This window comes from Aliivibrio sp. 1S128, from assembly GCF_001691065.1.
Lineage (GTDB): Bacteria > Pseudomonadota > Gammaproteobacteria > Enterobacterales > Vibrionaceae > Aliivibrio.
The window spans coordinates 52546-70805 of the sequence record NZ_MAJV01000121.1 but is presented as its reverse complement, the minus strand read 5'-3'; the positions used below and the strand labels follow the sequence as shown (position 1 = coordinate 70805).

Below are 18260 nucleotides of genomic sequence, written 5' to 3'. Positions count from 1 at the left end.
ATTAATATGGTACTTGTTAATAGTGTTACTCGTATCAACTTAGTTTACTTTTTAAGTACTTAATAAAAAGTTGAGTTCGAGTGTGTTCATACTCTAATGTTGGATAATAAGCATTAACCAAGGTGTGATCTGTCGTAAATTCAGGAAGAACCGCAACTAGATTACCTGATTTTATATCGTCAATTAACATCTGCTTACTGGTTAATAATATACCCATCCCACGTTTGGCAGCATGGAAAAGAGCTTCAGGATTAGTGGTGGAAAAATTACCTCTTAGAGTAATGCGCTTTCCGTTTGCTAATTTAACCTCTCTAACGGGGCGCTCACCCCAAATAAGCATATTATGGCGTTTTAAATCATCAAGATCGCTCGGCATTCCTTTTTTTTCTATGTATTCTTTAGACGCAAAAAAACCTGAATGGTGTTCAAATAACGGGGTTGATTTATAACTGAACGTATTTAATTGTTCTAATTCACGACTAATAAAGACATCAATATTTGTGTCAGGTACTTGCCCTGGTAATGTCGTAATTAACAGTATTTTAATTTTTGGATAAATGACTAAAAATTCATCTAAATATTGAATGATAAATTTAGAGCCTACCGCAAGGGTGGCGCCTATTTTTAATAATCCCGTTGGGGTTTGATTAATCGCTCTAGTTTCATCAACAAGATGCTGCCATTGGTCAAGCTGCAAGCGCGCTCGTTGGTAAAATAAGATCCCTGCATCAGTTTGGTGTACCGAGCGAGTCGTTCTAGTAAGTAGTTGCACGCCAACTCGTTCTTCAAGCCAATTGATGCGTTTACTTATCGCAGAGCCTGATGTATTTAATTGAACAGCAGCACCATTAAAACTGCCTTCTTCAACCACTTTTATATAGCTTCTTACGCTTTCAATCCAATCCATGATTAATTCCTATAGGGACTCAATGTAATTCCTCTGCTGACTATTATCAATTATATTGATTGAATGTAAACTGATAAAATGAATGAAAATAATCCCCAAGCTCTGCCTGTTGGCCGCTTAAATAAAACACCCTTACTTCTTGCGATGATGATAATTGCAACGGGGCAAGTTGGTGTCAGCATTTATCTACCCTCATTGCCTTTAATTAGCCAAGATCTGGGCGTTTCCCCCGCGGATGTTCAGTTACTTATTACGTTATTTTTGGTTGGCTTTGGTGGTTCTCAGTTATTTTATGGGCCTCTATCTGATGCATTAGGTCGACGACCGATATTTATTTTAGGGCAGGGTGTTTATTTGTTAGGTACAGTTTTGTGCGTGTCAATGACAGATAATTTTACGGCTTTAGTGTTAGGGCGTTTGTTGCAAGGCCTAGGTGCGGGTAGTGCATCTGTATTAGGGCGTAGTGTATTAAGAGACAGTTATAGTGGTTACCATTTAACTAAAGCAATGTCTTATATTTCAATTACAGCTTCTATTCTACCCATTCTTGCTCCTGTGATTGGCGGTTGGATTGCGTGGCATTTTAGTTGGGAGTGGGTGTTTGGTTTTGTTCTGATTTATCTAATTTGCATTTTAACTCTTGGCTATTTCATTCTGCCTGAAACGCTACCTTATGAACCTCAAAAATTCAGTTTTAGACAAACATTACGGGATTATGGTTCTCTCTTTTCTAACGCTCAGGTTATGTCTAGCGCAAGTTTAAATTGGGTGAGTTATTTAGGAAGTCTTGTCTCCGTTTCTTTGCTACCTTTTTTACTGCAAGGTGGATTAGGATTAACGACAGCTGAATATGGGGAAGTAATGATTATTCCTTCTGCAGGTTTAATGATAGGCAGTTTCATACTTAATAGTTTGAATAAACGTTATTCAGTCGATGTATTGATTGGTCTTGCTTTAAGCATAATGACAGTCTCAGGCTTATGGTTAATTTTATTTGATACTTCGTTATTTTCATTAATATTTGCCTTCACATTACTTGCGGTGGCACAAGGTATTTCATTCCCATTATCGATCAACTTATTACTTGCTCCACATACGAAAAAAGTAGGGACGATCTCAGCTCTCTCTGGTTCAATTCAAATGTGCTTGGCAGGGTTACTTGGTGGTTATTTAGTAAAAAATTGGGTGGTAGACCAAGACAGCTTAGGGCTGTTTTATCTAACGATCACAATTATCATGCTTTTTGTTTTACTGTGGAATAAGCAAGTAAGAAGGAAACTTAATAATTATAAATCATAAACTTAAATTTTATTCAGTGAAGAGTTCTGGTTTTTTGATATAGCTAGAACTTAAACTGAATTTTAATTCTTACGTATCACAAAAAAGTAGTTCATTGTGCTTATTTTTTATATTTGTGAGAATTAAATCATGGATTAGTTTGATTTAATAGTATTTCTGCGTAAATAATGAAGTGTAACTAAATTGTTAAATTACTTATGCGGGAGGCAATATGATTCACTCACATGACACTACATTACAGCTGACACAGTTAAGCCATGCTGCTGTCCATCAACTCGCACCCTCATTTACGGGTCTACCTAAAACCACTCATGCAGATGGGAACTTTCGATTACGTCGTTATTCAGTGATCGAGGTGATTAATGACGAGGTGGTTGAAACCAACAAACATAATTTTGTTCAGAGTGAAGATATTAATCATTTTCAAGGGGACATAGTTCGTGAATTTGAAGGTATTGAAACGCATATTTTACACAGTGAAGGTATGGCAGAAATGTGCCAAGTCTTTATGGATTTAAATCATCTACCTAATGGGCAAGAGATTGAGATACACCAAATGCGGATCTCAGCAATCTATGCAGAAACGCAAATAGCACCAGAGGGTGTCCATCAAGATGGTTTTGATCATATTGCTTTGATTGGTATTGATCGATCTAATATCGAAGGTGGAGAACTGCTTGTATATAAAAATTCTAACGAAGAACCGTTTTTTAAAAAAATTTTAGAAGATGGAGAAGTGGCGATGGTGGATGACAGAAAGTTGTGGCATAACGGAAAACCGATACGCTTAGTTGACCACGCTCGTGAAGGGCATATGGATGTATTTGTATTAACAGCTAAGGATAAAGCTAATGATTTTCACGCCTGATAGCGTTCGTTCTCAATTTCCAGCTCTGTCACAAACGGTTGATAATCATCCCGTTTTATTTTTAGATGGCCCTGGAGGATCTCAAGTTCCAACATCAGTGTTAACGGCTATGGCAGAGTATTTAGGCTATTCGAACTCTAATCTAGGCGGTCATTTCTTCTCAAGCCAGAAGACAAATGCGGTTATGGATAATGCTCGAACTTGTTGTGCTGCTTTATTGAATGCACCAAGCAGTAATAATATTGTATTTGGCGCAAACATGACTTCGCTCACTTTTCAGTTAAGTCGTGCGATCAGTCGAAATTGGACAGCAGGCGATGAGATCATTGTTACAGCATTGGATCATTATTCGAATGTATCAAGTTGGCAACAGGCTGCGGAAGATAAAGGTGTTATTGTTCACCAAGTTCGTGTTAATACAGACGATTGCACTTTGGATATGGATCATTTTCATTCTTTACTGTCTGATAAAACGGTACTTGTGGCGACAACGTATGCGTCAAATACAACAGGATCTCTTGTTGATGTGAAGTCAATGGTTGCGGCTGCCCATCATTTTGGTGCCATGATTTATGTTGATGCTGTTCATTATGCTCCGCATCATTTAGTTGATGTTCAAGATCTTGATTGTGATTTTTTAGTATGCTCTGCGTATAAATTCTTTGGGCCTCATGTTGGCATCGCTTATGTCTCTTCCCAATATCTCCAATCGTTGTCTCCTTATAAAGTTGAACCTGCAACAGATATTGGCCCAGGACGTTTTGAAACAGGAACACAGAGCTTTGAAGGGTTAGCGGGAGTAACGGCTGCAATTGAATATTTAGCTCAATGGGGCGATAAAGAGTGCAGCTTAAGAGAAAGATTAGTTAGCTGCTTCACCCAATATAAACAACACGAATTAGCATTAACACATTACTTTTTGAATAAGCTCGAAGAGCGTTCTGGGATGTCATTGTTTGGTATAAGTGATCCTGAAAATGCAGGTAATCGAACACCTACATTTGCAATCAGTTTTAAAGGCCACTCACCCGATCAGATAGCAAAAAAATTAGGGCAACATCAAATTTGTGTTTGGAATGGCCACTTTTATGCGTTGGGATTGATAAAGCAACTTGGTTTAGAGGAAAGTGGAGGGGTTGTTCGTATTGGTTTTATGCATTACAACACGTTCGATGAAATCGACTACCTATTCTCGATATTAGATACATTCGAATAGCAGAGGAATGGTTTTAAGGTGATGGATGTAATGACGATACAAAAAAGCCCCAGCACACCAAAGTGTCGAAAAAGGTTTCAGAGTATTAAAAAATTGTCTATTTACCGCAATGCAGTCTTTTAAGGTCTTACTGCTTAATTTTTGGTTGAGTAATCGGTCTCTATAATGCATTGCATTGGTGGGCTTATCTGCATTTAATTCTTTTAGATAGTACAGATACAAAAAAACCGCTGTAAAAACAGCGGTTTAATCTTTTAATTTGGTGGAGGGATAGGGATTTGAACCCTAGAACCGCTATTAACGGTTGCCGGTTTTCAAGACCGGTGCTTTCGACCACTCAGCCATCCCTCCAATGCCGCGTATAATAGGGTGTTCACCGTTTCTTGTAAACCCTTAAATGCATTAAAACTGACTGTTTGATTCATTATTCTACTATTATTGCTGTTTTTAAGTGTTTTTATTTATTCGCATTTTGATTTTAACCTAAAAAAACATGAGCTAAATATAAAGAAAACATTTTGATACATCTAATTAACTTTGTTTTATTCCTTATATATCAAGGCTGTTTACCTTGGATTTATTTTTTATTGTGTTTTTTGTTAACGTTTAACTCCTTCTGTATGAAAATTTTTATTATCTTGTTTTTAAATTGTTGGTCGCACTGTTTTTCTGTGAGACTTCATTTCATAGGAGACAAATTAAATGGAAATTAAAATGAATAAAAAACTACTCGCTTTAGCTATTGCTGCTGCTTCTTCAAATGCCGTTGCTGTTGAATTATATAATGAAGATGGGACAACATTTGATATCGGTGGGCATGTATCAGTAGCATTAGAAGGATCTGATGAAGGCGATACTGATATAACCGCAGTTTCTCCACGTATTAATTTTAATGCAACACATGACTTAGGTAATGGTTTTGTTGCTGATGCTAAAGGTGAATGGGCTCTTAACTATTTAGATGGTGGTGAAAATGCATTCACAACTCGTCTAGGCTACATCGGTTTGACACACGAAGATTTCGGTCGAGCAGTTGCCGGAACCCAATGGTCACCTTATTACGCTGTGGGTGGTGTAGCGGATATGCCAATAGCGTTTGCGAATGACTTTCTTTATGAGGACCATGGCAATTTAGGTACAGGCCGCGCTGAAGAAATGCTGAGCTACGGAAAAATGTTTGAACTGGGTGATGCTGGTAAATTTGGTGTTGCCGCTGGTTGGCAAGGACGTAAGACTGATACAGTTTCAAATGACTGGGATACTACAAAAATAGAGAACAATTACGGAAATCGTGGACAGGTTGCACTAAATTATAGCGTGATGGGATTCTCGGCGAATTACGCATATAACACCGGTGACGTTACGTATGGTTCAAGTGCAAAGTCAGTGACTTCTGAATCTCATGTATTGAGTGGGACTTACGGTACTTATGGAAGTGGTTTATACGTAGCAGGTGTGTATGCAATGAATGAGTATATGAATACTCCTCATCAATTGTCTACGACAGGAAACCCAATTGAAGACAGTTCAGCATACGAAGCTTTGGTTGCCTACGCTTTAGACAACAGTTTAAACCTAAGTTTGAACTATGAATCGGTTGTAGATAACGATGCAAGTAAAACGGTTTACAGTACATCAGCAATTCAAGCAGAATACAATTTCACTGATAAGTTTGTAGGCTTTACTGGTTACCAACTTGATTTAGGTAATGATTACAATAATAAAGAAGATAATAAGTGGATGCTAGGTGCGCGTTACTACCTATAATCTACAATGATTATTAATCTTTAACTTTCCTAAGATAATCCAGTGTACCTGCAAAGTACGCTGGATTTTTTTATAGCGCAACTTACTCTAGGGGAACCAATACTATTTTGCTACAATCGGCGAAAATTATTGTATTTAAAGGTTCATCATGTCATTTGCTTCACTAGGGTTATCTGAACAGCTTCTTAATACCGTCTCGGAATTAGGTTTTAAAGAAGCGACTCCAGTTCAAAAACAAGCTATTCCTCTCGTATTACAAGGACATGATGTACTTGCAGGAGCACAAACTGGTACAGGTAAAACTGCCGCTTTTGGTTTGCCTCTTATTCAACGTTTAATTGAAAACCCAATGAATCGTAGCCAGAATTCAAAAGTGATTGGTAGTTTGATTTTGACGCCAACTCGTGAATTAGCACAGCAAGTATTTGATAGTTTAGTTAGCTATGCAAAAAATACAGACATCAAAGTGGTGGTTGCTTATGGCGGCACGAGTATTAATGTCCAAAAAGATAACTTAGTTGGTGGCGCGGATATTTTAGTTGCGACTCCTGGGCGTTTATTAGATTTATTGCACATCAATACGATTACGTTGAATCAAGCAGGATATTTAGTACTAGATGAAGCTGACCGTATGTTAGATATGGGCTTTATTCCGGATATTAAAAAAGTACTACGTAAGATGCCAGCTGAACACCAAACGTTATTTTTCTCAGCAACGTTCAGTGCAAAAGTGAGAGAAATTGCTCATTACATGTTGCATAAACCAAAAGAAATACAGGTAACACCTACGAACAGTACCGCTGATACTGTTGAACAGATAGTATATCCAGTCGATAAACACCGTAAAAGTGAGTTGTTGGCGTATTTAATTGGCTCTCGTAATTGGCAACAAGTTCTTGTCTTTACAAAAACAAAACTAGGTTCTGATGAATTAGTTAAAGAACTCAAGAAAGACGGCATAAAAGCAGTTTCTATTAATGGTGATAAAAGCCAAGGTGCTCGCTTACGTGCGTTAGAAGAATTTAAAACTGGGAAAGTTCGTGCATTAATTGCAACGGATATCGCTGCTCGTGGTTTGGATATTGAGCAACTAGAATGTGTTATTAATTATGAATTACCATTTAAAGCTGAAGATTATGTTCATCGTATCGGACGAACGGGTCGAGCGGGATGTACAGGTAAAGCTATTTCATTAATGAGCAGTAACGAAGACTATTTATTAACGGCGATTGAAACATTGTTAGACACTCGTTTACCGCAAGAATGGTTGAAAGGGTATGAACCAGATCCTAATGCTCGAGTGGTAAAAGAAGATCATTCGCGTCAAAGTCGTGGACGTTCAGCAGATAAACGAAAGCTGAAAGCAAAGATGAAAGTGCACGCTAATCGAGGTAAAAATAAGCGTTAATATCGTTTTTATTTAACTCTACCCCTATCATTTCTGAATGGCCGATTTAATGACTGAAGCGTCTTTAAATTGGCCATTACTGATCTTGCCAATCAATATCTTTCATATATTCCTATTTTTTATTTTAAATTGTTTTTTATTATGTGAAGTAGGCTGTAATTTGAGCTTTGAATGCATCAAATAAAACCTTGACAGTTTCATATGTAAATTAGTGTAAAGTTCGATTGAATGTATTCATGTGAGGCGTATGATTTTGGAAAACTGAAGCCAATTTTGGATTATTATCCTTCAGTATTCGGAGCCGTTATGTCGCAAAGGTCTCTTTCTGTACTTTGCTTATTATTTTTATCTTACTCTTCTTCTTTATTTGCAGAATCTTTTACACTACCCATTTGGAAAGATGAAGCGGAAGCTCGTGGTTATACTCTTCCTGAGGCTTTTGGACTAAACGTTAGTTACATGAAACAAACTCAAGATATCTCAGTAGATAGCGTTGGATTCGAGGGTTCCTACCCAATTGATTTACCCTTTGGGCACACAATAAATGTTCCACTCGGTGATGTCGTTCAAATAGAGCCTGTAGGTACGGGTAAACAAATGAGCGAAGTTTTGACTTTGCGTGGTGATGTTTGGTTATTCCCATTTCTAAATTTATACGGCATTGTTGGTACGCTTAACGGCTATTCAGAAACTACGATCAAAGTTAAAGCCCTTGGTTCTGAAAAGTTATCGGGAACTATGCCATTCCGTCTGGATCTGAATGGCACTCTTTATGGTGCCGGATTTGTGCTTGCTGGAGGCTATAAAGATGTATTTACTTTAGTTGATGCAAGTTATACCGAAACTAAATTAAATGTAATTGATGGCACCATATCTTCGATTGTTATTTCTCCTCGAATTGGTTATGACTTTACCCGTTTAGGCGCTCCGTTACGTTTGTGGGTGGGGGCTATGTATCAAGATGTTGAGCAATCCTTATCTGGCAATTTAACGGATATAGGTTTAACGGGTAGCTTGGGTAATTTAGTGGGCAAGGTTGATAATGGTCGCTTTAATGTAGAGCAACACTTAGTCACACCATGGAACCCAATTGTAGGTATGCAGTATAAATTGCATGATCGACTCTATTTACTGGGTGAGGCGGGGTTTGGTAACCGTACAAGTTTATTCTTAAGCGTTGATATGCGATTTTAAATCATTAAGTTATTAAACCTATCTACGGCAGCTTTACTAAGTTGCTGCGCATTTTCGATCTCTGCGAAAGAGAAGCCACAAAACTGGGTTGATACTTTTCTAGAAGAGCTTGGCTCATCAGAAGATATTGATGTCAGTAAAGGGGTGGATTGGGCTGTGCTTCCCGGGCCTTTCGCTAACCCTGAGCAAGGTTTTGGTATTGGGGTTGCGGCTGTGGGTTTATATTGGCCACTTGAAGATAAACAGAGTGCGCCACTTTCTACGATTAATATTACGGGTTATGGTTCTACTTCAGGATCCTATGGCGTAGGTGTTAATAATCGAACTTATTTTGAGAATGATGACCTTCGGTTATTGGTTCAAGCCAAAGCAAGCCATACCCCTGAATACTATTGGGGCGTTGGTAAACAAGCGGCGGAAGTTGACAGCAATAAAACACTAGTTGAAGCTCAAATTTTTGGATTTACACCAAAGGTGGCGTATCAATTTTTACCTAATACCTATTTCCTTTTTGGTGCAGATATGGAGAGTTATCGTGATCTTTCGTCAGATACTGAGGTATTAGCACAGAGTGATCTGGAAAATACCTTTTTAAGTGCTGCTACGGTGAGTGTTGAGTACGACAGTCGTGATTTTGAGCTAAACGCCCATGAAGGCATGTTATTCAGTGTGAATTGGAATGCCTATCGTACTGAATTTGGATCCGATTATGATTTTGACAAAGTCACCATAAATTACCGTCAATATCACAAAATATTACCTAATACTGTTTTGGCGTGGGAAATATTTTCTGAAGATGTTCAAGGTGATATTCCTTGGTTTGCATTTTCCTCTTTAGGCAGTGATAAGCGAATGAGAGGATATTATTCAGGTCAGTATCGAGATAATAGTCAATTGTCTGGCCAAATTGAAATTCGTCAACAACTTAACAAACGGCATGGAATGGTTGCGTGGATAGGGGGGGGGAATGTCGCGAGCTCTTATCAAGAGTTGTTTGATAGTAAATGGTTACCGACGTATGGCATTGGTTATCGTTTTGCGTTTAAACCAAGAGTTAATGTAAGACTGGATTATGGGTTAGGAAAAGATAGCCAAGCGGTATATTTTCAAATTAATGAAGCGTTTTAGAGGGTATTTATATGAAGAGTAAGATAGCTTCCATTGTCATCACGAGTTTTTTGTGTGGCGTGTCCTTATCTGCTTTTGCTGCTGATGCTCCAGCTGGTGTGAGGCCTTGCTGTGCTTTTGGGACCAACCTGCAAACAGAAATAGGGGGGATCCCTGTCCCTTTTGTTTCAGTAGAAAACGTAATGAATATCGAAGATCTTGGTGATCATATATATAACGATGGTACCCAAAGCGTTGCTAGTAGTTTGATGGGTTTTGGAGATGAAAGTAATGGTATTTTTTACTCTAAAAAAGGCGGTTTTTTAGATTCGGCTCATATTCGAGATACTGCTGATTTTACTTATTATCTTTACAATGAGTTTTACGCTCACCTAGGTTCTGATTATAAAGTGACATTGTCACGAGAGTTAAAAGATCGTGTTGTTCAAATGCACAAGAGTGTGGATGTGTATTCTGAAGTAGAACGTCAAAAAATCAGTATCGAATTAGCTGCGTTGACTGCATATCGATTTGCTCAATGGCATGAGATAGCGCAATGGTTTGGTATGGAATCAGTCGGTGGCTTTAAAGAATATGCCTCTGCTTTCTCTCCTGAAGATCTTTATTCAAATATGCTTGGTGCGCTGTTAGCCAGTGATGTTATTCGTGCCGATCCAAATTTAGATAAAAATGATTTTTCCACTGCAATGACCAAAGCAATAAAAGCAAAATTTATTGAGTTGGGTGTGGGTACTAAAGAGCAATCTAAAACAGAAATAAAAAAAATGGATGGGGTATGGTGGGACAGTTCTAAGCGGCTACCAAACAAATGGGTTGTGATTCATCGGGAATACCATTTAGGAACAGACTTGCAGCCAAATGGGTTTAAAGGTGAAACGAAAGAGGGTGTTTCAACTGAGTATGAAGCATTAGCTACCTTTATGTTAATGCCAAATAAAAACGATAAAGATTTCTCAGTACTACCTGATTCATTAAAGAATAAACCCTATTGGACTCCGGATGATTTTCAACAGATTGCTGATTTTGCTAAGAAGCATGACGATAATGAGCAAGCTGAAAAATAACGTTTATTGATTTAAATACCAAACGACTATATAGATTGGTATAAAAAAGCCCCGAATAAGTACTTAATTTAAAGTAGTGTTCGGGGCTTTTTTTATTGATTATGCTTTTGCTTTATTTGATTTTTGAGTAGTACCGAACTTTTCAGTACTAAATCCTTTTATTAAGCTTACGCACATCATTAGAAGAATGAAGGTAAACGGTAATGCTGTTGATACCGTACCTGCCTGTAGCGCTTGCATTGCTTCTGTACCACCAACCCATAGTAATACCGCAGCGATAGAACCTTGAACTGTTGCCCAGAAAATACGCTGAGGTACAGGTGCATCAACTTTACCACCAGCAGTGATGCTATCGATAACTAATGAACCTGAATCAGATGACGTTACAAAGAAAACCATAATTAGAACAATGGAGATAACAGATAGAGCAGTACTCATTGGTAATGCGTCATACATGTCAAATAGAGCCATGGTGATGTCATTTAAGCCATTCTCACCAAGTTCACCAACTTTGTTTTTAACTTGTTCAATTGCAATACCACCAAACGCTGACATCCATAAAGACGTTGCTAGTGTTGGAAGGATCATCACTGAAAGTAAGAATTGACGAACAGTTCGACCTTTAGAAACACGAGCAATGAACATACCTACGAATGGAGACCATGAAATCCACCAAGCCCAATAAAATACTGTCCAACCATGCATCCAAGTCTCATCTTCACGACCGTGTGGATTACTTAATGGAATGATATTCTCAGCATACCCAATAAGAGTTAATGGCAAAGCACTCATTACATCAGAGAAACCAATAACAATAATGAACAGAAGCAGTGCAACAGCAACTAACATATTCACGTTACTTAGTAGTTTTACACCACCATCAATGCCACGGATAACCGAGATCATTGCAAGTATAGTAACGAAAATAATCACACCGATTTGCATGTTAATGCCGCCATCAGTACCAAATACGTGGTTGATACCGCCAGCAGCCTGTTGTGCACCTAATCCAAGAGAGGTTGCAAGACCAAATAGCGTCGCAAGCACGGTTAGGATATCAATGATGTGACCAAACCAACCCCATGTTCTATCACCTAAAATTGGATAGAAAACAGAACGCATAGATAAAGGTAACCCTTTATTATAGGTAAAGAAGGCTAAAGATAAAGCAACCAGACCATAGATTGCCCACGGATGAATACCCCAGTGGTACATAGTACCGCCAAGCGCTAGTTTTTTAGCTTCTTCAGTAAATGGTTCAACACCTAGAGGAGTGCCATACCAATCGGTATAGTAAGCAAGAGGCTCTGCAACACCATAGAACATTAAACCAATACCCATACCGGCAGCAAACAGCATTGCCATCCAAGATATCGTAGAATGTTCAGGTTTAGCGTGATCTCCACCAATACGGATTTTCCCAAATGGTGAAATGATTAATCCTAAGCAGAATATTAAGAAGATATTACTAGACCACATAAATAAACCATCAAAATTATCGATGATTTGTAATTTGACACCGTCAAGAAGGGATTTTGCCTCTGCTGGATCCATAATCAGAAGCACAGTAAGAAATAAAACAATTGCACCAGCACTAATGCCAAAAACTTGGTTATGTATATCAAAACCCCATTTTTGAATATTGTCCTGTCCAACCTCATAATCAGTACTGTCAATACTGTACTTATCCGTAGTACTCATGTGTCCTCACATAATTTTCATAACAGCTCCAATCGGAGTCTGTCAAACTACTGCAACATTCATGTAACAGTTTTTTTCGTGAGAATAATATCAGAGTTAAGATTTTAATTAAATGTTTTTCTAAGGGCTTGATATAAATAAAAGTGCCTTAAAACATGGGTTTAAGGCACTTTTTATACTATTAGGTTATTTAGTGGTCAAGGTATAGAAAGTTTTGCCAGGATTTCATACGGATTAATACTTTACGCATAATCGAAACATGTTCAAAACTGTCAGAGTAAACCGATATTTCGGCATTTGCCCCTGCAGGAAGGTGGAAAGCTGAGACGTCATCAGTCAATTTTAATTTAACAAGTGCTCTGCCGTTAGTTTGTATGGCGTTTGTACCCAATAAAGAACCTGAAGCTTGAATTTGTCCCTCTCCGATAGCTGGAATGACTTCAACAACTTCCCCTTCAAATACACGCCCAGGAATGGCGCGGAATAAAAATTCAGCTTGAAATCCTGATTGTAAACGCTGTAAAGAGTTTTGACGAAATGCACCTACGTAATACTGAGCTTCGGTATGTACAAATGTCATCACAGGACGAAGAGGCAGAGGTACCGCCATCATACCTGGACGAAGAGCCATTTGAGTTACATACCCATCAGTTGGAGCTCTAACGGTTGTTTCATCTAAATTGAATTGTGCTTGTTCTAACTCCGCACGCATACGAGCAACCATCGTATTTTCACCATTTATCTCAGACTCTAGTGCCAGTTTGGCCTGTTGCTCTTGAGCTTGAACAGATTCAACCGTTGCCTGAGTTGCTTTGTAAGTTTGTTTGCGTGTATCTAATTGTTGTGCAGTAAAAGCGCCTTTTTTAAAGCCTTTTTCATAACGTTTAAATTCACGATACGCTTTATCTTTGTCTGCGATTGCTTTGATCGTGTTTGCTTGCGCTGATTTATAAATAGATTCTAATTGAAGAGCGGCTTGTTCTGCTTCATATAATGCAGCCTGTTTACGGACGACTTCAGCTCGAAATGGAATAGGGTCTATTTTGAAAAGGATATCGTCTTTTTTAAGGAGTTGGTTTGCCTCAATGTTAACTTCAATTACTTTACCTTTTACACTTGGAACAATCGGTGTAGTTACATAAAACTGCCCGCCAAATTGAGTAAAAGGGTGGTTATAATTCATTAATAAAACAAGTGTACCAACGAGAACGACACCACCTAATCCGGCAGTTGGGACTGTCCATTTATTCAACGGAATATTAAAGATTTTAAACACAGCAATACATAATGCGGTGTACGTAAGAATAAGCAATAAATCCATTATATTTGCTCCTCTTTAGTTGATTGCTGAGGTGGTTGCTTTGTTTGATTAACTTCCATTTGAGAAATTTTTTCGGTCAGTAATTCAACTTGGTCATTAAGATGGTTAACACGAGTTTGAAGCTCTAATTGATTATTTTCAATTTTATGGAATCCCCAACCACGGTCTTCACGCCATAATGTTGCCCAAATCCAAAGAAAAGGCCATAAAACATGTAGCGTAAATAAACTAACCCAACCAGCAATGTGTATCGCGTCTGAATGTGGGTGGTCACGCTTGTGAGCAATCTCATAGGGGATATCATGGATGACAATAATCCCGTAGAAAATAACCAATGCTACAAACACTAATAAACCAAGAGCAAAATAATCTAAAAACATAAACGCATCCTTGTGTACAACTATGAAAATTAACAAATTACCTATTTTTTAGTAACTTGAGTGTGACATTGGTTAGGTTAATACGCAAGATATAATCAAAGATTGAAATGAAAAAGCCGATATAACATTAACTAAAAAGTTATATCGGCTAGTTTTATATTTTTTAGGAAGGCTTTATTTATTGGCGAACACAATTCCGTCCGCCATCTTTAGCTCGATATAAAGCTTTATCTGAAGCTTTGATAACTTCTTGTGGCTTTTTGTATTCTGTATTATCAGCAACGCCAATACTAATGGTTACATTCACCACTTTGGTTTTGTTTGCTTTTCCTCTTTTTGCTTCGCCTTCCTTTTTGTCTTTAGGTCGTGTATTTGTATCTCTAATAATTAAATCGTAATTTGCAATATCTTCACGTAATTCTTCTAGATACTCTAAGCTCTGTTCAGCCGTTTTACCTTTAAATAGTACGGTAAATTCTTCACCACCATAACGGTAGACTTTTGCATTACCGCCAGTTTGCGCCATGATACTAGCCACCAGTTTCAATACATCATCACCAGTATCATGGCCATAGTTGTCATTGAATTTTTTGAAATGATCAACATCAAGCATTGCAATCGTGTAACGACGGCCTAAATGCTTCATTTCTGATTCAAGAGCGCGACGGCCAGGTATGCCTGTTAACTGATCAATAAAGGCCAATTCATGGCTGGCTGAGATTATATAAAGTAGTAATAACAAGCCAGCAATAGAGAACATTGTACTAGAGATAAATTCAACGCTAAAAAGAGCAAAAGTTAACGAAGAATAGAGTAAACAGGTGTAAGACGCTAAATCTGTATTGTTACTACGAGTTAAGACAAAAATGGCAGAAAGCCCGCACATAACTAAACTATAAAGAACGATAATAATAGGAAGAGGAGATACTTCAGGGATCGTAAGTAAATAAGTTTCCCAAATTTCAGTCATATCGTTGTCGGCAAAATGGGAAACAATAATCCAGCACCAAAAAAACATGAAAAGAAGGATGCCTAGATAACCAGCGCCATATTTGGAAAAAATCCGACGTTCAGGAAAGATAAAAGTGGCCATCATTGAGATGGGTAATAAAAAAGCGGTTAATGTAAATTCAATTCGGGTACTGCCATAAGAGAGAGGGACTTGTAATCGTTCTTGAATGATCCAATAAGCAATTGCCATTGTAATCGCTATCATCCCTATTCGGCCTTGATTGAAAGGTTGACTTAAAAGCAAAACAATAGAAAGTACGATGTATGGCAGTATGTATGAGAATCCTTGATTTTCAGATGATAATTGGATAATGCCATCCATACCGGTTATTACCGAAACAACAATAATGATAGGCAATAGAAGTTTAAATAGTGGATGGCTCAGAAGGCTAAAAGGCATTGTTTTTTAACGGATCCTTATTAATCTAAAAAAAGAAAGAGTTTGTCACTGAATTGCTAGGACAAGACGCTATTCTATCAATAACATGACTCTATTCATACGGTTGTAACGACACTTAGATGTATTTAATAACAATAAGGCCTTTTTATGGAATCAAGCATTAATAACTATATGGAAGCTCTGGTGGATAAGCGGTTTATTGAACTCGATTTCTACCAAAACTATACACATGATCAAATCACAGATATGAAGTGCATCAGCTTAAATCAACTTCCAACACTCTATATTCGTCATCGCTTAGATATGCTATCGGCAACATCTCAGAAAAGATTAATGGAATATAACAAAATGGTTTCAGTAGCAGTCGAAAATGCAGAAAAAATGGTTTTAAATGATAGGCGGCAGCGAGAAGAAGATGCAGAAAGTATCGTTGTTTATATGTCTAAAGATCGTTTTGAACTAGAGGATGAAGAGTTACCATTTTCAGGTGTGATAAAACTAGATTAAACAATCCCACACAATGCGTATTATTATGTGGGACGTCTAATGTTCAGATTAAGTGCTAAGCCTTAGTATCAGCATTAATCGCGTCAGTGTTTTCTGTTTGTGTTACTTCTGGATCAGGAAAGGCTTGTAATGGCTTTGCCACCATATTACGAGTATCTTCTTTCACTTCAGCAAGAATTACAGTCAGATGGTCACCTAGCTTAAATGTTTCGTGTTTATCAATTGAAACAGACCCTTGATCTGCATTGCATTCAATGCGTTCTTTATTATCTACGATAAGAGATCCAGGAATAAAAGCAGCAGCACCGTTTTCAATTAGGCGAACACGCATACCAGCACGGTTAATATCGAAAATTTCGGCCGTAAATTGTGTTTCTTTTGCTACTTCAGACGCTAATGTTCTGCAGTATAACCAATCACTAACATTACGTTCCGCCATACGGTGGTAACGACGACTTAGTGCTAACTCTTCACCCACGATATCGTCAGGGCGTTGTACTGGCTCTTTACCAAGGATGTGCGCCTTTAGCATTCGATGGTTAATCATGTCGCTGTATTTACGGATAGGAGAGGTCCATGTCGCGTAAATGTCTAAACCCATCGCATAATGAGGTAATGGTTCATTGCCTGTTTCGCTGTAAGTTTGGAATTTACGAATACGAGCATCAAGATATGATGTTGGTTGTTTACCAAGTAGACGACGCAGTTCACTGAACCCCTCAAGTGTTGCAATATGCTCTTCAGTAAATTCAGTATCATTAAGTTGATTTACAATCTCAACGACGTCTTTTAATTTTTCTGACTTGATCCCTGCATGAGAGTTAAATACACCCATGTTAAAAGTATTACGCAATGTTTTACCGGCACAAATATTTGCCGTTACCATTGCTTCTTCAACTAATTTATTTGCGCAACGACGCATATCCGCATGAATAGCAACAACGTCATTTTCAGCGTCTAATTCAAAGCGGTAATCTGGGCGGTCAGGGAAGATAACAGCATGAGTTTGACGCCATAAGGTACGTGCTTGCGCAAATTCGTGCAGCTCCGTAACCACTTGAGCGATAGTTTCGTTTGGTTGCCATTTGTCACATGACCCTGTTTCTAGGAAATCAGAGACATTTTCGTACGCTAAACGGGCATGAGACTTCATTGTTGCCGCAAAGAAATTGATAGATTCTTCATCAATCGTGCCATCAGAAGCTACGCTTACTGTACAACAAAGCGCTGGGCGGACTTCATTTTCGATCAGAGAGCATAATTGGTCACTTAAATCACGAGGCAGCATTGGAATGTTGCGGCCCGGTAAGTAGATAGTATAGCCACGTTTACGAGCGACTTTATCCATCTCATCATCTGGTGTGATGTAAGCGGTTGGATCTGCGATAGCGATTGTTAGCTCAAAAGAACCATCTTCTTGTTTTTTAATGTATAGAGCATCATCCATATCTTTAGTCGATTCACCATCAATAGTTACAAATGGTGTTTCTGTCATATCGATACGAACTAAATCAGCATCATCTTTGATTTCCCAGTTATCAATGCCATCAGGCTCTGAGTTTGGTAAATCGTTTTGAGCTAGTGTTACCCACCATGGCGCTATTTTGTCATCGCTATCAGTGATTTTATGGGTGACTTCGCATAGGAAGCTTTGATCACCTTTTAAAGGGTGTTGCGTAAGCTCTGCAACAACCCAGTCACCTTCTTTTAAAGTTTCTGGGTTTACACCTTTACGGGCCTTTGCTTTTATAGCGTTTTTTAGGCTAGGGTGATCGGGCATCACTTGCAGACGTTTTTTGAACATTTGAATGCGGCCGATGAATCGAGTAATTGACTGCTCAATTAATTGATCGGGTTCGGCTTGCTCTTTGTCATTTTCAGTGCGGATTAAAGCAATGATCTTGTCACCATGCATGACTTTTTTCATTTGTGCAGGTGCGATGAAGATACTTTTCTTCTTATCGTCTGATTCTAAAAAGCCAAAACCGCGGTCGGTTGCTTTTACTGTGCCTTCTTTTTTAGGAAGCTTATCTTGTATTTGTTGCTTTAATTGCGCTAGTAGTGGGTTATCTTGAAACATGAGCCTTCA

At 38.2% G+C, this 18260-nt stretch carries 15 protein-coding genes and 1 tRNA gene; 9 read left to right on the top strand and 7 right to left on the bottom strand.

Annotated elements, in window-relative coordinates:
• Nucleotides 1-34 precede the first annotated feature (34 nt).
• Complete coding sequence (locus tag A6E03_RS16800; protein WP_065601341.1) at nt 35-907, bottom strand: LysR family transcriptional regulator; 873 nt, start codon at nt 905-907, stop codon at nt 35-37.
• A gap of 78 nt (nt 908-985) precedes the next feature.
• Between A6E03_RS16800 and A6E03_RS16795 the strand changes: the two genes are divergently transcribed.
• The 3 genes from A6E03_RS16795 to A6E03_RS16785 all read left to right on the top strand — a co-directional run bounded on the left by A6E03_RS16795 (nt 986) and on the right by A6E03_RS16785 (nt 4290).
• The gene (locus A6E03_RS16795) at nt 986-2206 is read left to right on the top strand and encodes a multidrug effflux MFS transporter (RefSeq protein ID WP_065592575.1); all 1221 of its coding nucleotides are present in this window, start codon (nt 986-988) and stop codon (nt 2204-2206) included.
• A gap of 211 nt (nt 2207-2417) precedes the next feature.
• The gene (locus A6E03_RS16790) at nt 2418-3074 is read left to right on the top strand and encodes a 2OG-Fe dioxygenase family protein (RefSeq protein WP_065592574.1); all 657 of its coding nucleotides are present in this window, start codon (nt 2418-2420) and stop codon (nt 3072-3074) included.
• Nucleotides 3058-4290, top strand: coding sequence for a cysteine desulfurase-like protein (locus A6E03_RS16785; protein WP_065592573.1), 1233 nt, complete (start codon nt 3058-3060; stop codon nt 4288-4290). Before A6E03_RS16790 ends, A6E03_RS16785 begins: the two co-directional genes overlap by 17 nt.
• 260 nt (nt 4291-4550) lie before the next feature.
• Here A6E03_RS16785 and A6E03_RS16780 read toward each other — a convergent pair.
• Nucleotides 4551-4641: transfer RNA gene (locus A6E03_RS16780), tRNA-Ser, on the bottom strand.
• A 363-nt stretch (nt 4642-5004) separates the two neighbouring features.
• On the opposite strand from A6E03_RS16780, the gene A6E03_RS16775 reads away from it, so the two are divergent.
• The 5 genes from A6E03_RS16775 (at nt 5005) to A6E03_RS16755 (ending at nt 10851) form a co-directional block, all read left to right on the top strand.
• Nucleotides 5005-6057, top strand: a complete 1053-nt coding sequence (locus A6E03_RS16775; protein ID WP_065592595.1) for a porin — start codon at nt 5005-5007, stop codon at nt 6055-6057.
• A gap of 148 nt (nt 6058-6205) precedes the next feature.
• Nucleotides 6206-7465 carry a DEAD/DEAH box helicase gene (locus A6E03_RS16770; protein ID WP_065592572.1) on the top strand — a complete coding sequence of 420 codons (1260 nt, stop codon included), beginning with the start codon at nt 6206-6208 and terminating at the stop codon, nt 7463-7465.
• Between the two features lie 306 nt (nt 7466-7771).
• Nucleotides 7772-8659 carry a hypothetical protein gene (locus tag A6E03_RS16765; protein WP_065592571.1) on the top strand — a complete coding sequence of 296 codons (888 nt, stop codon included), beginning with the start codon at nt 7772-7774 and terminating at the stop codon, nt 8657-8659.
• Between the two features lie 3 nt (nt 8660-8662).
• A complete protein-coding gene (locus tag A6E03_RS16760; RefSeq protein WP_065601340.1) occupies nt 8663-9787 on the top strand; it encodes a BamA/TamA family outer membrane protein in 1125 nt (374 codons plus the stop codon).
• 11 nt (nt 9788-9798) lie between these two features.
• A complete protein-coding gene (locus tag A6E03_RS16755; protein WP_065601339.1) occupies nt 9799-10851 on the top strand; it encodes a DUF4056 domain-containing protein in 1053 nt (350 codons plus the stop codon).
• Nucleotides 10852-10950: 99 nt separating this feature from the next.
• On the opposite strand, the gene A6E03_RS16750 is transcribed toward A6E03_RS16755, so the two are convergent.
• From A6E03_RS16750 to A6E03_RS16735, 4 genes are all read right to left on the bottom strand, one after another.
• Nucleotides 10951-12552: a BCCT family transporter gene (locus A6E03_RS16750; protein ID WP_065592568.1), complete on the bottom strand. Its 1602-nt coding sequence runs from the start codon at nt 12550-12552 to the stop codon at nt 10951-10953.
• Nucleotides 12553-12742: 190 nt separating this feature from the next.
• Nucleotides 12743-13873 carry an HlyD family secretion protein gene (locus tag A6E03_RS16745; protein WP_065601338.1) on the bottom strand — a complete coding sequence of 377 codons (1131 nt, stop codon included), beginning with the start codon at nt 13871-13873 and terminating at the stop codon, nt 12743-12745.
• Nucleotides 13873-14253: a DUF3302 domain-containing protein gene (locus tag A6E03_RS16740; protein WP_065601337.1), complete on the bottom strand. Its 381-nt coding sequence runs from the start codon at nt 14251-14253 to the stop codon at nt 13873-13875. The genes A6E03_RS16745 and A6E03_RS16740 overlap by 1 nt, the downstream gene beginning before the upstream one ends.
• A 178-nt stretch (nt 14254-14431) precedes the next feature.
• Entirely contained in the window at nt 14432-15664 is a 1233-nt protein-coding gene (locus A6E03_RS16735; protein WP_065601336.1) for a GGDEF domain-containing protein, read from the bottom strand.
• A 147-nt stretch (nt 15665-15811) separates the two neighbouring features.
• Between A6E03_RS16735 and A6E03_RS16730 the strand changes: the two genes are divergently transcribed.
• Complete coding sequence (locus A6E03_RS16730) at nt 15812-16171, top strand: late competence development ComFB family protein (protein WP_065592564.1); 360 nt, start codon at nt 15812-15814, stop codon at nt 16169-16171.
• Nucleotides 16172-16226: 55 nt separating this feature from the next.
• Here the strand turns inward: A6E03_RS16730 and A6E03_RS16725 are convergent, their stop codons facing one another.
• On the bottom strand, nt 16227-18251 hold the full coding sequence (locus tag A6E03_RS16725) for an exoribonuclease II (protein WP_065601335.1): 2025 nt from the start codon (nt 18249-18251) through the stop codon (nt 16227-16229).
• Between the last annotated feature and the right edge of the window lie 9 nt (nt 18252-18260).

What these genes read in the sequence shown, in the direction of transcription:
- A6E03_RS16800 (WP_065601341.1), bottom strand. Translation starts at nt 907, where the DNA reads ATGGATTGGATTGAAAGCGTAAGAAGCTATATAAAAGTGGTTGAAGAA.
- A6E03_RS16795 (WP_065592575.1), top strand. Translation starts at nt 986, where the DNA reads ATGAATGAAAATAATCCCCAAGCTCTGCCTGTTGGCCGCTTAAATAAA.
- A6E03_RS16790 (WP_065592574.1), top strand. Translation starts at nt 2,418, where the DNA reads ATGATTCACTCACATGACACTACATTACAGCTGACACAGTTAAGCCAT.
- A6E03_RS16785 (WP_065592573.1), top strand. Translation starts at nt 3,058, where the DNA reads ATGATTTTCACGCCTGATAGCGTTCGTTCTCAATTTCCAGCTCTGTCA.
- A6E03_RS16775 (WP_065592595.1), top strand. Translation starts at nt 5,005, where the DNA reads ATGAATAAAAAACTACTCGCTTTAGCTATTGCTGCTGCTTCTTCAAAT.
- A6E03_RS16770 (WP_065592572.1), top strand. Translation starts at nt 6,206, where the DNA reads ATGTCATTTGCTTCACTAGGGTTATCTGAACAGCTTCTTAATACCGTC.
- A6E03_RS16765 (WP_065592571.1), top strand. Translation starts at nt 7,772, where the DNA reads ATGTCGCAAAGGTCTCTTTCTGTACTTTGCTTATTATTTTTATCTTAC.
- A6E03_RS16755 (WP_065601339.1), top strand. Translation starts at nt 9,799, where the DNA reads ATGAAGAGTAAGATAGCTTCCATTGTCATCACGAGTTTTTTGTGTGGC.
- A6E03_RS16750 (WP_065592568.1), bottom strand. Translation starts at nt 12,552, where the DNA reads ATGAGTACTACGGATAAGTACAGTATTGACAGTACTGATTATGAGGTT.
- A6E03_RS16745 (WP_065601338.1), bottom strand. Translation starts at nt 13,873, where the DNA reads ATGGATTTATTGCTTATTCTTACGTACACCGCATTATGTATTGCTGTG.
- A6E03_RS16740 (WP_065601337.1), bottom strand. Translation starts at nt 14,253, where the DNA reads ATGTTTTTAGATTATTTTGCTCTTGGTTTATTAGTGTTTGTAGCATTG.
- A6E03_RS16735 (WP_065601336.1), bottom strand. Translation starts at nt 15,664, where the DNA reads ATGCCTTTTAGCCTTCTGAGCCATCCACTATTTAAACTTCTATTGCCT.
- A6E03_RS16730 (WP_065592564.1), top strand. Translation starts at nt 15,812, where the DNA reads ATGGAATCAAGCATTAATAACTATATGGAAGCTCTGGTGGATAAGCGG.
- A6E03_RS16725 (WP_065601335.1), bottom strand. Translation starts at nt 18,251, where the DNA reads ATGTTTCAAGATAACCCACTACTAGCGCAATTAAAGCAACAAATACAA.